This is a genomic window from Rhodococcus sp. 66b, from assembly GCF_002076325.1.
GTDB classification, from domain to species: domain Bacteria; phylum Actinomycetota; class Actinomycetes; order Mycobacteriales; family Mycobacteriaceae; genus Rhodococcus_F; species Rhodococcus_F erythropolis.
The window spans coordinates 21,276-35,873 of sequence record NZ_MUZB01000026.1 but is presented as its reverse complement, the minus strand read 5'-3'; the positions used below and the strand labels follow the sequence as shown (position 1 = coordinate 35,873).

The following is a 14,598-nucleotide window of genomic DNA, read 5'->3' as shown; positions in this document are numbered from 1 at the left end:
GAGTTCTTCGATGATGCTTTCACGCAGTGTGGCCATGAATGGACTCTAGCGATGTGAGCAGGCGCGTGCAGTGCCACTACGGGCCGGGGCCCGTTGAGAATCGCAATGGCGCAATTGCCGACTTTTCCGGCAGCAGCGACTGCGCGTGTCGTTGGCGTTCCGAGGGGAGCGCGTGGAGCGCCACAACCGGGATCTGCAGTATCTGTGCGTGAGTCAGTAGGCGGCGTCGCGATCGGTGACCGCTGAGGACTTGAGCGTCTAAGTTGCAGAATTCTCCGCGGGCAGAGGGCCGTGTTCCTTACGGTGAGGGCATTCGCGTGCGGCGCTTTTCACGGGTCGTCCTCCACTTTGCCTCCCTCCCTTCAATTTCCAAATCGCTGCTCGACGAGATGGTGGGATCCGCACCACACGGCGTGCGGGAGGTGCAAGTCCCGTCGCTCTTCTGGCCCGCCAAGTTGTGTAAGGGCTAGGTCGGCACTGCCAATTGCCGAAGCCACCCCGAGCGCCAGCGCTGCAGCGAATCGGCACAGGGTTGCGAAAAGCCAACCGTCGTCGGCATACCTTTGGACGCTCATTTCTCGGCTACTGCCAAAGTTGGCGTTCGTTGCTGCCGCGGGTGCTTCGCTGTCCGAACCGAAATAGTCGTCGGAGACCGAAAGTTGCGCATCGCGAATCTGTGGCAGTCCATTCCGAAACGATGCGCTCTCTCGCATGCTTTCAGGAACATTCGGGTAGAAAAACTGTCGGGATCGAACCCCTTGAACTGGAACCCCTGAACTCAGGAGTCGACGATGATCGTTAGATTGCCAGGTGCGCACCGACCGCAGGATGATACGTCGCTGTTTACCGAGGCATTGAGGCGTCAGCAGGTGATGGGCTCCACTCGAGTTCTCGACCTCTGCGCCGGAACCGGTGCGTTGTCGATAGCCGCCGCGAAGGCTGGAGTTGGTCGCGTTCTCGCGGTAGACATTTCGCGCCGGTCAATTGTGAACGTCATGCTCAACCGACTTCCCAACAAAGCACGTGTCGAGGCACGTCGTGGAGACCTCACCGCGGTGCTGACTGAGAAATGTTCGACCTCGTGGTTTCAACCCGTCGTACGTCCCGTCGGAAATCGACGAATTGCTGGCTTCAGAGCCCAAGAGAGTCTGGTACGCCGGCGCCGGCGGTCGGGTTCCACTCGATCCGATCTTCGCATCGGCCCAACTTCCTCGTCCCAGGAGGGTCTCTCCTGTTGTTGCAGTCCGCGATGTGCGACATCGGAAAGACCGGAGTCATGCTCGAGGAACGGAGGATGATTACAGAAGTCGTGGCGGGCAGATCAATCCCGCGCGGACCGGTCCTGCGCTCGCGCCGCGCGAGCGCTGACCCGTTGACCAGCTCGAACATCAAGCGCCACAATACGAGTGCTCGACATCTATTGGAGAGGACTGGACATGAGTAACGACCCCCGGCCCGATTTACCGACCGAAACCGACCTCGACGAACTATGCAACCGCCTGGCAAGTGTCGCAGTGGCCCGAGGTTTGTTGGTGTCAACGGCAGAGTCCCTGACGGCGGGCAATATTGCCGCACACCTCGGTAAGGCGCCGGATGCCGGTTCTTGGTTCAGCGGTGGGATCGTCGCGTACAACCGGGAGGTGAAACGGTCGGTCCTCCATGTTCCGAACGGCCCTGTCGTGAGCGAAGAATCAGCGCGAGCCATGGCGCACAGCACAGCCGCTCTGTTGGGAACCACACTGACGCTCGCCGTCACCGGGGAAGCTGGGCCGCAGACCCAAGAAGACGTGACCCCGGGGACCGTCTGGTTCGGGGTCGTCGACCACGGAAGTGTCCACGCCGAAAAGCAAGTGTTCTCAGGCGAACCGGAAGACATCCTAGCCGCCACGATAGAGCACGGAATCAAGCTTCTGGTGCGGTACGCCTCCACGGACGCCGCGTCGATCTCCCGTGGAGTCCCGTCATGAGCCAGCGGACGTCGACTGTGGAGGATCGTCGTCTCTGACAGGCCTTGGGCGATGTCGACGAGGGACCTCGATCAACCGAGCTCTGGCCCCGTATCTCAGAGTCGCATCCGAGATATTCGACGCAACCGAGGAATTCGTGGTCAGCAAGAGTCGCCAGGTTTCTCGTCATGTGCAGCCTGGCGACATTTGTGAACCGTGACCGGTCCCGAGCCCCACGGCGGCGAATTCTTAGCTGATGCAATCGCGCGTGGCGCCGTAGTTGCGATAAGCGATCGCCCAACCGAGAGTGGAACGCTGGGCGTTGACAATGCCCGAAAAGCGTTAGGGCCATCGGCTTCTTCGATGCAGGGCCAGCCCTTCTCGATGTTGGACCCGGAGCGATGGCCTTGTGTCATCTTGACGAGTGCCCCGGTCACTCGCGCTGCGGGGGGCACGGCCGACGTCCGCGCCGAGAGGGGCAGCGCGGCCTTATTGCCTGTCCGCGACTGCTTCTGTGGCAAGTGACCGCGGTATTCACGGAAAGCTCGGCCGCGGAACTCGGCAAGGTGGTGAAGCGTCGGCGTGATCGCCCAACGGGTTCGACGCATCCGGAAACAGAGCCGATCGCTCATCCAGGTCGCCGTCGACCCGACCGGGTCTTTCCTCCTCGCCGGAGTGTAACGGTCAGGCGGAGCCAACTCTACGGCTTTGTGGTCCTTCCATGCCTGTGACGCGTGATCTGGCGATGATCGCTACGTAAAAGCGAACGTTGCCATGGGAAGTCCAGACACATCACCACAACGATGCCGATACTCAGCACTACAAGCAACAGAACAATGTTGAACATCGTATCTCCACCCCTTCGATCCAGAACTGACAGTCAAGCCGCGGCTACTGCCCGAAGATGGGTAGCAACCGACTCGCTCCTTTTCGATGTCGTCGAGAGGTTGGGACGCGGCAGCTCTCCGATATCCGGCGGCACACGGTGGTTCCGGATGGTTGAAATTCCGACAATTTCGCGCCACCACCTCTCCCGTTCTTCGGATTCCGTCCACACCACAACATCCATCGCAATCTCCTCCATCACTCCCCGCTTGTTACCCAGATCACATACTCGGGAAACGGGCCGCGCCTGATACACGCGAAGGTCGTTCCGACAACGCTCATGTCTCGTGCGTGAGAGAGCGAACTGAGCGAGAACGCCGAGCGGGGTCGGCCGCTTGAGGTCCCGGAGTTCGGTGAAAAGACCTGATCAACGATCAGTTCACTGCTCGACGGCGCCGGGGAGGGCTTAAGTGGCAGGACACGGCGGTGCAACCAGCGGATTCAGGACGAACAACGCCTGGGACGCGCGCCCGCCGGTCGCACTACGTGCATTGCTGTGGGCACAAAGCATGAGCGTTGGTCCGATGCCGTCTGCACACACCAGCGGTTTGGCCTCACCAAGTTTCTCCATGCAAAAGGCCGCTACAACTGGGCTACTTGGTATTTGCACGAGTGCACGACGGCATGTGTCTGTCAGCTTGCGTGGTCAGAACGTAGCTACCCGGATACGACCAGGTCCTCCGCGGTGCACGACCGCACAAACTTTTCGATGCCGCGATGGGGGCATCGTGCCTCGTGTTCCGAATCGTGATGATCGCCCCGACGATAGGCACTGGCGGCGCAAACCCGTGCCTGCAAGACTGCAGCTCCTATTGCATTGCGTCCGAGTCCTTCGGACGATGAGAACATATTGTCTGCGCTGGATCACCGAGCCTTCTGGCAAGCCAGGGGCGCCCTCTGGGTCGCTACATGGCGGGCAGCAAATTCAGCGATATCGCCGAACCAGACGGTCTGTGTCCGATCCCAGCGTGCCAGCCCAGTAGGCCGAGAGTCGAGATCGCAGGACTCGTTTGTGGATGATGAGTACTCCTTCCGTTCAGGAAGCGCTCTCGTGGTCTTCCAGTCCGACAGCGAGTCGCAGTTCGCGCAGATCTTTATCCAGTTCGGGGTGCTGCTGGGCGAGTTGTTTCATCAGATCGGCCAGGCCGTCGGCAATGGCGTTCAACTTGTGCTGTACGGCGTCGTCGGATCGCTTCTGTGTGTTCTGCAACAACGCCACCAAGAGGAACGTGACGATAGTGGTGACGGTGTTGATAATCAGTTGCCAGGTGTCGATGGTGCCGAGAAGGAAGAACGACGGCGCCCAGAGCACCACTATCACCACGCACACTACGAAGAACCATGCCTGCGAGGTGCGTGCACTGACGTAGGTCGCGAACCTATCGAAGACGGAGATGTTCGTCGAAACTTCGGATGGGAGAACTGCAGGGGGCTTCATCGTTAGAACCTCATTCGAATCCGAAACATTGTGCCGATCGTTGCCGCAAACGTCGACAGTGCTCGCTAGTTGTGCTTGGTGCGGCGGGAACGCTGCTTGCGGCGGCGAAGGACAAGTACGAACACCACTAAGAGACCGAACGCCGCCGCGACGGCTGCAGGCCGCTGCCCTACCCGTTCCACGTCACGCGACACCTCACCCTTGACGCGGGCCGGTACGTTCGCCTTTTCGGCGAGTGCGCCTACGGTTGCGGCTAGAGCCTCACGTTGGGCTCGAACATTCTCGTCGGGTCCGTCTGCGGTAGTGCTCATTTCACGCCCTTCTTGGCAGTAGCGATGTCAGCTTTGACGCTTTCGACGGTCTCTTCCGGAAGCGGTGGCGCCGCGGACTTCGCTCGTTTGGCTCCCACGAGTGCGGTTATTGCTCCGATGGCGATCACGATTGCCGCGATGATCAGAGCTGCAAGCCAAGGTTCGAGGGTTGTGGCCAATCCGAGTACTGCTGCCGCCAGAAGTACCGCGAAGCCGTACAGCAGCAGCAGTGCGCCGGCGCCGGAGATACCGACCCCTACACCGAACCGGGTGCTCTTCGTCTTGACTTCGGCTACTGCGTGCGACATTTCGGCCCGTACGAGGTCGGACACCTGCTCGGTGAGGCGCTCGACGAGTTGTACGGTCGACAGTGCGTGCGGGTCTACGCCCTCTGTGTCGACAGTTTTCGGCGGCGCGGTGCTCGGAACGGTTGCCCGGCTATCGGATCGCTCGGTCATGGTCGACGTCCCTTCGTTGTCTTCGCCGCCGTGCGTTTCGCGAAGTTCGCGACCGGCGGCGATATCGTGTGCGTGCAGACGAGCGTTCTTTTCCGAAACGCTGGTGTCCCGAGGAGGCAGTCGCAGGAATTCTTCGGCTTCGATTCCGGCCTGTAACTGCCGGCCGCGTTCGAGTTCCGCGTCAACTTCTGCTCCGAACAACAACGCAAGATTGGTGATCCACAACCAGAGGAGGAAGATGACCGCCCCGGCCAACGATCCGTACGTCTTGTTGTAACTACCGAAATGACTTACATAGAAAGCGAATCCGACTGAAGCCACGATCCACACTGCAATAGCGAGTGCTGCTCCGACGCTGATCCAACGAAATTTCGGCTGTTGCACATTGGGAGTCACGTAATACAGCACCGCCACCGCCAACGCGACACAGATCAGAATGAAGGGCCACTTCGCAATATTCCACGTCGTCACCGCGCCGTCTCCGATGCCGAGCTCATCACCTAGCGCCTTGGCGACAGGTCCGCTGACGACCAGCATCAAGATCACCGCGGCAACCAACAGAAGTCCTGCGAGGGTGACGACCAGTTGCAGAGGACGAAGTTTCCAGACCGGCCTGCCTTCCTCCACCTCGTACATACGATTCATCGCTCGCCCGAATGCGCCGACATAGCCGGAGGCCGACCACAACGCACCCGCGAGACCGATGATCAATGCGAAACCGGCGGTAGGGGCCGCCACCAGTTGTTCGACGGTGCCACGCATCGTGTCCACGGCCGAGTCCGGTCCGACAGCGGCCACCAGTTCCATCACCGTGTCCACACTGGCACGTCCCTGGCCGACAACTCCCAGCAGGGACACCAGCGCCAGAAGCGCCGGGAACAGTGACAGCACAGCGTAGTACGTCAAAGCCGCCGCCAGATCGGTGCACTGATCGCGAGTGAACTCTCGGGCAGAACGTCGTGCTACGAACTTCCACGACTGCGCCGTCAGGTCGGTCGGATCGGAAGGCTTACGCGCGTCGTCCGCATCAACCGTGTGTGTCACCATGCCCGAGTTGCTACCCAGTGAGCCGGGTGTCGAAACTCGGTCGAGACTCCCCTAGCTTCCGTACTCCTCTCGATCGAGGACAGCGAGCGCCGCAAGTAACCCACGGCTGGAGAGAACTATCGAAGGTGCGACGGACGTTGTGAGTGTTCCCTGCTGCACGAGCTTTTCGAGTGCGGTCAATCTTTCACGGGCAAGGGGCAAGGTCGTGACGGAACGATGGTCGGTAGGGTCGTGCACCGGACCTCTTCCCGCATCGGCAAAGGCTATGGCCATCGCTTCGAGCAACTCCGAGACGGCACTTTGCAAACCCCCGTTCTCGTTGAAATCGCTGTCCTCGACGGCAAGGATCAGGCCCATGAGATGTAGCGCTGCTCGATCGAGTGCTTCGGCGGCCGGGCGAAACACCTCGGATCCTCCTATACGCAACCACCCACGTTTGCGAAAGTTTCCGACCAGGCTGGCTTCACCGTCCATCACCGCGGTCTCCGCGGCAACGGATTTGTTCACCGACAGAGCGCGTTGACGCCATGAATCCTGTGTTCCAGCAACGGCTTTCACGTCCGCGGCCATCTGTCGGAGAATGTCCGCGACCTCATGCGTACGTGCTACCAAGAGGTCTCTGGCGTCGGAGAGATAGTCCGGCGGCACCAACACGGCATTGACCGCGATGCCCACGAATACTCCGAGCACTACGTCACCAATGCGGTGCATCACCAAGTACGGGTTGGTTGCTGTTCCGTACAGAAGGACCAATACGGCGGTGACGGCGACCCAAATCCCGTCAGGCGACAACCGCGGAATGCGGCCGACGAGTATTCCTGCACCCGTTGCGATGGCCAATGCAGCGACGGTCGGAAGGGTCACCGCCGCGACGGCGGCGACAACAACTCCGAGGACGACCACACTGACCTGGCGGGCGGCCACCCGCATCGAGTTCCGCACGGTGTTCCCGATGATGAAGAGTGCAGCGTACGGAGCGAGAAATGCTTCAGGGCTGTGAAAGACGCTGTTCGCGATCACCCACGCGATGACAACGGCGACTGCGCCTTTCAGAGCTGTGATCAAGCCTATGCTTTCACATCGCTGAATGAGGGGATGCTCGAGAATTGCTTGCTCCTTAACCTTCTACGGTCGTCCGAAGACTCATCTGAACAGGACCTTGTCCGCTGTTACCGGCAAGTCGCGTACCCGCACACCGGTAGCATCGTAGATAGCATTGACAACAGCGGCTGCTGCCCCGACGATCCCGATCTCGCCGGCGCCCCGCGATCCCATCGGGTTGACGTGTGCGTCAGTCTCGTCGAGCCAGAAGGCTTCGATGTCTTGCACATCCGCGTTTGTGCTGATGTGGTAGTTCGCCAAGTCGTGAGTCATCACGTGGCCGAACCTGTTGTCCCGGAAGCTTTCCTCGTGCAACGCCATCGACAATCCCATCGTCATTCCTCCGATGAGCTGTGAGCGAAGCGTTTTTGCATTGATTGCGCGTCCGATCGAGAATGCACCGAGCATCCGGGGGATCCTGATCTCGCCGGTCTCGCGATGTACGCGCGCTTCCACGAAATGAGCACCGAATGAATGCATGGAGTAAACGTCCTCATCCGGATTCTCCGGCGTCTCAGTTGTCGTCTCCACGCCGGCAAGGGGAGTGGCGCTGTGTTCCGCGCGGAACTGACGGGCAGCCGCGACGATAGTAGAGCCCCACGACGAGATACCGGCGGAGCCACCGGCAACTGTGGCGAAAGGGAATGTGGTGTCGCCGATTTGGAGCCGAACTTCCTCTATGTGGCATTCGAGAGCATCGGCGGCGATCTGAGTCAGAGCGGTCCAGGTTCCCGTGCCAATGTCGGCCGCCCCGATCTGAACAGTGTAAATTCGATCGGCTCCGAAGACGATGCGCGCTTTCGAACCGGGGTTCGTCATTGCCGGATAGGTTGCCGCTGCCATGCCGGTACCCACCATCCAGTTGCCGTCCGGACTGAGACCACCACGCACCGGACGTCGTCCATCACGCCGACTCCGATCTTTCCACCCGAATCTCTCCGCGCCTGCGTACATGCAGTCGATCAAATTCCGCCCTGACCAAGGTTTTCCGCTCTCCGGATCCACTTCGGGTTCGTTCCGAACACGAAGTTCGATCGGGTCGAGGCCACAAGCTACGGCAAGCTCGTCCATCGCTACCTCGACCGCATACATACCCGGAGTCTCGCCCGGGGCACGCATCCAGAACGGGACTGCAACATCGAGGGCTGCAACCCGGTGAGAGGTAGAGCGATTAGGCGTGGCGTACATGATCCGGGTGGCAACAGCAGTCTGTTCCGCGTATTCCTTGATCTTCGACGTTTGCTCGATTACGTCGTGGGACATCGCCGTCAGAAGACCGTGGGAGTTCGCACCGAGGCGCAGGTGCTGAATGGTGGATGTGCGGTATCCGACGATCGCGAACATCTGCTGCCGCGTGAGCGCGAACTTGACAGGTCGCCCCGCCGTCCTGCGGGCAGCAAGAATCGCTAATACGTTGTGCGCGTGAGGTGATCCCTTCGAACCGAACCCTCCGCCGACATGTGGCGCCACGACTCGCATCTGCTCGAGTTCGAGCCCGAACATGGGCGCCAGGGTCTCGCGAACGACATGAACGCCCTGAGTAGAGTCGTACAGGGTGACGCACGCCCGCCCACCCTTGGCGTCGTCCTCCCAGATTGCAATGCAGGCGTGCGGTTCCATCGGATTGTTGTGTTCGAGTGGAGTGGTGTAGGTCTGATCTAACGTCACATCCGCAGCCACGAATGCCGACTCGACATCGCCGTCGGTCGTGTCGGTCGCGAATCCGTTGACGTCCTCCGGGGCGTAGAGGTCGTCGCGATCGGCTCGTAGCTCACAATCATGAGGGAGTTCGTCGTACTCGACTTGTACCAACCCGGCTGCATGACGGGCTGTCTCGGGTGTTTCGGCAATCACAGCACCGATGAATTGTCCGCGAAAGTGGACGGCTGGGTCCTGGAGTACGGACAGCTCTCGGTCTTCGGTATCCGCCAAGCGTGGGGCATCGAAAACGGTGATCACGGCGACGACACCCTGAAGTGCCTCTGCCAGTTCCGTTTTCATGCTGACAACGCGGCCACGCGCAACCGTCGCCTGGACGGCGTGCAGGTAGGTGGGATTCTCCACGGGATGTTCGAACGCGTAGAGCGCCGTCCCCGTGACCTTCGCGGACCCGTCGAGACGCTCCATCGGATTTCCCAGGTAGCCCGGTTCGATCATCCTCATCACGTCGGCCCTCCGGTGGTGAGTGACCTCAGCACCGAAACCATGACGCCGCGTGTCAGGGGAATCTTGAAAGCATTGCCCGACTGTGGGTTCGCGTTCGCCAACTCGGCATCTGCGGCTTGCACGAACACTTCCTCGGTAGGCGGGGATCCCAGCAAGACCTCTTCCGCCTTGTACGCGCGCCAGGGGCGGTGCGCCACGCCTCCGATGGCGATTCGGGCGCCCGCGACAATACCGTTTTCGAGTTCGATCTCAGCGGCAACCGAAACCAGAGCGAAAGCGAAGGAGGCGCGATCGCGTGTCTTGACGTACGTCGACAGCGCCGCCGGTGCAGGCGCGGGCAGCTCCACTGCAACGATCAACTGGTCGGGTTTCAGAACTGTGTCATGCTGCGGTGAATCTCCAGGGAGACGGTAGAATTCGTTGACAGGAATGTTGTGCTCGCCACGGCGGTCCCTTACGACGACCACGGCGTCCAACGCAGCCAGCGCGACCGCCATGTCGGACGGGTGCACGGCGATGCATTTGTCGGAAGCCCCCAGGATTGCGTGGTAGCGCACGTAGCCGCCGACGGCGGAGCAACCAGATCCGGGTTCCCGCTTGTTGCACGGAGTTGTCACGTCCTGGAAGTAGTCGCAGCGGGTAGCTTGCATCAGATTGCCGGCTGTTGTCGCGGCATTACGAAGCTGCCCTGAAGCTCCGGCCAGGAGAGCGCGAGCAAGCACCGCGTATCGGCGGCGGATGACGGGGTGGGCTGCGAGATCGCTGTTTCGAACTGTCGCGCCGATGCGGACTCCTCCATCCGGAAGCATCTCCACTCCGGCGAGGGGCAGTCGACTTACATCGATCACCATGCGCGGGTTGGTCACGCCGAGTTTCATACGGTCGACCAGATTCGTACCGCCTCCGAGAAAGGCGGCGCCGGGGTTTTCAGTCACCAGGGCCAACGCACCGTCGACATCCTCGGCGCGTCGGTACTCGAACGGCATCACGACTGCACTACCTGTCGAATCGCTGCGACGATGTTGCCGTACGCAGCACAGCGACAGAGATTCCCGCTCATGCGTTCTCGAATCTCGGCGTCGTCCAGATCCGGGTCAGCATCGAGGTCCTCCGTGACATGACTGGGGTGCCCGGCCTTCACCTCGTCGAGCATCCCCACTGCCGAGCACACCTGTCCCGGGGTGCAGTACCCGCACTGGAGCGCATCCTGGTCGAGAAAGGCTTGTTGTACGGCATGCAGACCGTCGTGGCCCGCCAAACCGTTTGCCGTGGTGATCTGTGCGCCGTCCTGTGCCACGGCGAACGTCAAACACGTAACGGCGCGCCGCCCGTCGAGGAGGATCGTGCACGATCCGCACTGCCCGTGGTCACAACCCTTCTTCGGGGACGTCACGCCGAGGCGATCCCGCAGCGCGTCGAGCAGCGTGGTTCGAGTGTCGACCGTCAGGGTGTGGCTGCTGCCGTCTACCATCAACGTGATCTCGGCATCGATTCGCGAAGACTCCATGACGAGCACCTACCCAGCTCCGGATTACTCAAACGGGTAGCGTCACGATCTGACGAGGCGGCGTTTGCAAGATCGCGACTAGATCGCACTCGTACACACCGCCGCTACACCTCACCCGCTTCGGCAGTATCGCGATCTCCCCCATCTGGGACATGTGCTACTTCGTCAGATTGGGGAGGTGGGTTCGATCGGCGGTGGGGACTGGCCACGCGGGCCCGCCCCGCCCCTCCAGGAGGGGTCGATCGTTAGATTCATTTCTTCGAAATGTCGGAGTGAGGGCGGGTTACCGGCTCATGCTGCGCGTCCGATCTGCAGATTGAGCCAGTCCGAGATCCACTGGATCGCGTTGCGGCCAGCGTTGTCGACGACGAGAGAGTTGTAGTTCTGGTGTGCCCCGGAGGCGAAGAAGGACGCTGCGTCGAGCCCCTCCCCTATTAAGGATGCAAGGTCGTTGGCGCCTTGTGCACTGGCCATGGCGGTCAACGAATTAGCCAGTGCTGAGAGTTCCAGATTCTGTGTCTGAGCGGAATCGGTGGTCGCGGCCGTCGAGGCCTGCTTGCCGAGCAATGTCGGATCAGTCTTCGTAGCTTTGCCGGCGAGCATGTTGACCGCGACCGTGGCGAGTTCGAGTCCGACTGGGACGAGGCCGGTCATGGCGGCTCCGGCCCCGAGCGGGTCGGGGAGCTGTCCTGGCGGTGGGAGCAGCTTCTCGACTGCGGCCCAAGCGATTTCCTGCACCCGGCCGACGAGGTTTGCCAGGTTGATGATGTCGACTCCTCCCAGGATCGACGCGACGAGCGCCGCGACCTGTGAGTAGCCGGACGGATCCGGGATTGCCGACAGAATCTGTGAGACCCATTTCAGATCGATTCCCGCGGCCATCTTCACCAATGGGGAGAACTGGTTGTTCAGATCCCCTGCGACCTTGTGGGCACCGTGGGCGTCGAGCGCGGCGACCTTCTGCGGAAGAAGGTTCAGGTTCGCCAGGATCGCAGGCATATCCAGGGAGGTGAAGCCGGTGGCGACGCCCAGGACTTGGTTGACGACCACTGTGGGTTTGAGTAAGGAGAGGACTCCGGAGGCAGATCCGAGGACGTCACTCGGTGTCGTGGCGAGTGGGGCGATCTGACTGTCGAGGGTGCCAGCAGCGGTCGACAGGGAGGTCAGGTCCGGAGATGAAGCCGGCAGCGTCGTGGAGCCCTTGCTGGCGAGCGTGCTCGCGGTGTCGGCGATCGCGGTCACTGTCGAGAGCGCACTGCTGAGATCAGATTCTCCGGCCTTGTCTAAAACGTGGCCGGCATTTTTTTCGGCTGATCCGGCGGGAGCTGCAGCGAGCTGCTCGTTCGCCGCAGGATTGGCGGCACCGGAGCCGAGTAGTTCCGCGAGCGGACTGATGGTGTTCGCCAGCGTTCTCGCGCTGGAGGCGACCTTCTCGAGGTCGACTGTGCCGTCCGTCTTCGAGAGTTCACTGGTCAGATTGCCAGTGGCTGTGGCGAGGCTGGGAAGGTCGGCTTGGGAGAAATCCGACGCCAGCGCGGTGGCCAGGTGTGAATTGTCGCCTACCTGGCCGTCAACTCCAGCACTCGGAGCTTTGGTGAGCACTGAACCCAGCGATCCGAGCAGCGGGCTCGAACCTTTTTGGATCGAGCAGTAGAGGTCTTTCGGATCGCAGATCGACGCGACCCGGCCCGAGAGCTTCCCCATGCCCTGCGGCCGCGGATCGGCGATCCCCTTTCCTGACGGCTTCGGGCCGATGACTGCTTCGCCGTTCGTTCCGGAACCGGGATCGGCGAGAAGCCCGACCGCGAGGACTTGCTCTGCCTTGAGGGGGCCGGAGCCGTTGCCGATTTCAGAGGCAAGATCACCTGCGATGTCCGCGCCCTGGGAATAGCCGGTGATGGTGAATTTGGTGTCGGAGCATTTCGTTGCGATCTCGGCGATCACGTCCTTCGCCCTCGTCAAACCATCAGATTTGCTGTCTGCGTAGGTTTTTCCGTTGTCGAAGGCTCGGGCCATGTACGGCAGAGTGTGGACCTGTGCCGCGCTACCGTTCGTGTCCGCGATGCTGTGGGCGATCGGTTTGAGCATACCGACCGCGATCGAGGGATCGGCGTCTTCTGCGGTTTCCCAGGTTCCGGGGATGAACAGGTTGAAAGTCTTCGAGCATCCGTTTGATTGGGCGGACGCAATGCCCGGCGACATCAAAGCGATGGAGGCTGCGACGACTGTTGCCGTCATCAGCATGCATACCGGACGGTGGATGGTCGAACCTAGGAACGGCATGAGAACCTTTCTCTACCAGCAAACACGATGTACCTGTCCGCGCGCGGACAGGCCTGACGCGCCCGATTTCAGGTGAGGGCCGCTATGGTGCTGGACGTATTCACTCCGATCAATGCGCCCTGTGAAGAACTGAGCTGTGCGAGGGCCGGGTGATCCTGCGTCTAGCGCGCACGCCCGAGTCGCCGTTCCTGCGGGCTGAGGTGTCCAGTGGGGGCATGTCCGGTGGGCGTTCCCAGCAGCGCTGGGTAAAGATGGATGGGTGAATGCTCCAGCCGAACTGCCCGCCGACTACGCCCAGCTTCTCGACCATCTCAAGTCGCAAGTTCGGCAAGCGCGAGTTCGCGCCACCCGAATCGTCAACACCGAACTGCTCAGTCTGTATTGGGACATAGGGCACGCGATTGTGCAGCGTCAAGAGGCCGAGGGCTGGGGTTCAAAGGTGATCGACAGGCTCGCCGTCGATCTTCGATCGGCCTTTCCCGACATGCGTGGGTTGTCGCGGACCAATCTGAAGTACATGCGGCAGATGGCGAGCATCTGGGGGCGCGATGCAATTGGCCAACAACCTGTTGGCCAATTGCCGTGGGGTCATGTGACGGTATTGCTCGACAAGCTGGATAACCAGTCCGACCGCGACTGGTATGCATCAACGGCTGCTGAACACGGGTGGTCGCGCAATGTGCTGCAAAATCAGATCAACAGCGGTTTACGGCGCAGGATCGGTGCGGCACCGTCGAATTTTCAGGACCATCTTCCGGCTGAGGATTCCGATCTCGCTCAGCAATTGGTGCGTGACCCGTACGTCTTCGATTTTCTCGACATCACCGAACGTGTCGCGGAGCGGGAGCTGGAGTCCGCGCTGATGCGTCGGCTGGAGCAGTTCCTCCTCGAACTGGGACACGGGTTCGCTTTTGTTGGACGCCAGTACCATTTCGAGGTCGGTGATCAGGATTTCTATATCGACTTGCTGTTCTTCAACTGGGTGCAAGCGAGGTTCGTCGTCGTCGAGTTGAAGGTAGGCAGGTTTGAGCCGGAGTATGTCGGGAAGCTCGGCTTCTATGTTTCGTGGATCGACGACAACCTCCGCAACAAGGACATCCACGCCCCGACTGTGGGAATCTTGCTCTGCGCCGGCCGCAACGACAACGTCGTCCGGTATTCACTTGCCGGGACAACTGCACCCCTCGCCGTAGCCGACTACACCTATGAGACTCTCCCCTCCCAGGTTCGCGATCTCGTCCCTACCGACGACGAGATCGCGGCAGCTGTGGAAGCCACTGTCTCCGAACTCGACTCCCAACTGCCCGTCAAACCTGACAACTCCGGCTGAGAGGCGCCATTCGATTTTCGAACCTGGCCGACATATCCTCTGGTGCCGAGATCGCTACCGGTGTTTCGCACGAGGGTCTGCGAACGCGATGCCTGGTCCCGCCCGGTGCGTCGAGGAGCAGGGGGA

At 61.0% G+C, this 14,598-nt stretch carries 11 protein-coding genes; 3 read left to right on the top strand and 8 right to left on the bottom strand.

Annotation, left to right across the window (positions count from 1 at the left end):
• The first annotated feature begins 791 nt into the window (after positions 1-791).
• Both B0E55_RS32695 and B0E55_RS30135 read left to right on the top strand, forming a co-directional pair.
• A complete protein-coding gene (locus B0E55_RS32695; protein WP_080911107.1) occupies positions 792-1,298 on the top strand; it encodes a 50S ribosomal protein L11 methyltransferase in 507 nt (168 codons plus the stop codon).
• A gap of 138 nt (positions 1,299-1,436) precedes the next feature.
• Positions 1,437-1,967: a CinA family protein gene (locus B0E55_RS30135; RefSeq protein ID WP_080911109.1), complete on the top strand. Its 531-nt coding sequence runs from the start codon at positions 1,437-1,439 to the stop codon at positions 1,965-1,967.
• A gap of 1,900 nt (positions 1,968-3,867) precedes the next feature.
• On the opposite strand, the gene B0E55_RS30130 is transcribed toward B0E55_RS30135, so the two are convergent.
• The 8 genes from B0E55_RS30130 to B0E55_RS30095 form a co-directional block, all read right to left on the bottom strand.
• Positions 3,868-4,269, bottom strand: a complete 402-nt coding sequence (locus B0E55_RS30130) for a low affinity iron permease family protein (RefSeq protein WP_019749538.1) — start codon at positions 4,267-4,269, stop codon at positions 3,868-3,870.
• Between the two features lie 65 nt (positions 4,270-4,334).
• Entirely contained in the window at positions 4,335-4,580 is a 246-nt protein-coding gene (locus tag B0E55_RS30125; RefSeq protein WP_080911106.1) for an MYXO-CTERM sorting domain-containing protein, read from the bottom strand.
• Positions 4,577-6,085, bottom strand: coding sequence for a YhjD/YihY/BrkB family envelope integrity protein (locus tag B0E55_RS30120; RefSeq protein WP_080911105.1), 1,509 nt, complete (start codon positions 6,083-6,085; stop codon positions 4,577-4,579). Before B0E55_RS30120 ends, B0E55_RS30125 begins: the two co-directional genes overlap by 4 nt.
• Before the next feature lie 51 nt (positions 6,086-6,136).
• Complete coding sequence (locus tag B0E55_RS30115; protein WP_080911104.1) at positions 6,137-7,150, bottom strand: FUSC family protein; 1,014 nt, start codon at positions 7,148-7,150, stop codon at positions 6,137-6,139.
• A gap of 78 nt (positions 7,151-7,228) precedes the next feature.
• Positions 7,229-9,349 carry a xanthine dehydrogenase family protein molybdopterin-binding subunit gene (locus tag B0E55_RS30110; RefSeq protein ID WP_080911103.1) on the bottom strand — a complete coding sequence of 707 codons (2,121 nt, stop codon included), beginning with the start codon at positions 9,347-9,349 and terminating at the stop codon, positions 7,229-7,231.
• On the bottom strand, positions 9,349-10,341 hold the full coding sequence (locus tag B0E55_RS30105; protein ID WP_029538617.1) for an FAD binding domain-containing protein: 993 nt from the start codon (positions 10,339-10,341) through the stop codon (positions 9,349-9,351). The genes B0E55_RS30110 and B0E55_RS30105 overlap by 1 nt, the downstream gene beginning before the upstream one ends.
• A complete protein-coding gene (locus B0E55_RS30100; RefSeq protein ID WP_019749532.1) occupies positions 10,338-10,859 on the bottom strand; it encodes a 2Fe-2S iron-sulfur cluster-binding protein in 522 nt (173 codons plus the stop codon). The genes B0E55_RS30105 and B0E55_RS30100 overlap by 4 nt, the downstream gene beginning before the upstream one ends.
• Before the next feature lie 291 nt (positions 10,860-11,150).
• The gene (locus B0E55_RS30095) at positions 11,151-13,142 is read right to left on the bottom strand and encodes a cutinase family protein (protein ID WP_080911102.1); all 1,992 of its coding nucleotides are present in this window, start codon (positions 13,140-13,142) and stop codon (positions 11,151-11,153) included.
• Between the two features lie 259 nt (positions 13,143-13,401).
• On the opposite strand from B0E55_RS30095, the gene B0E55_RS30090 reads away from it, so the two are divergent.
• Entirely contained in the window at positions 13,402-14,472 is a 1,071-nt protein-coding gene (locus B0E55_RS30090) for a PDDEXK nuclease domain-containing protein (RefSeq protein ID WP_003941261.1), read from the top strand.
• Positions 14,473-14,598: the final 126 nt, after the last annotated feature.

Bases quoted from the DNA above. Each gene is read 5' to 3' on its own strand.
- B0E55_RS32695 (WP_080911107.1), top strand. From the start codon at position 792: ATGATCGTTAGATTGCCAGGTGCGCACCGACCGCAGGATGATACGTCG.
- B0E55_RS30135 (WP_080911109.1), top strand. From the start codon at position 1,437: ATGAGTAACGACCCCCGGCCCGATTTACCGACCGAAACCGACCTCGAC.
- B0E55_RS30130 (WP_019749538.1), bottom strand. From the start codon at position 4,269: ATGAAGCCCCCTGCAGTTCTCCCATCCGAAGTTTCGACGAACATCTCC.
- B0E55_RS30125 (WP_080911106.1), bottom strand. From the start codon at position 4,580: ATGAGCACTACCGCAGACGGACCCGACGAGAATGTTCGAGCCCAACGT.
- B0E55_RS30120 (WP_080911105.1), bottom strand. From the start codon at position 6,085: ATGGTGACACACACGGTTGATGCGGACGACGCGCGTAAGCCTTCCGAT.
- B0E55_RS30110 (WP_080911103.1), bottom strand. From the start codon at position 9,349: ATGAGGATGATCGAACCGGGCTACCTGGGAAATCCGATGGAGCGTCTC.
- B0E55_RS30100 (WP_019749532.1), bottom strand. From the start codon at position 10,859: ATGGAGTCTTCGCGAATCGATGCCGAGATCACGTTGATGGTAGACGGC.
- B0E55_RS30095 (WP_080911102.1), bottom strand. From the start codon at position 13,142: ATGCCGTTCCTAGGTTCGACCATCCACCGTCCGGTATGCATGCTGATG.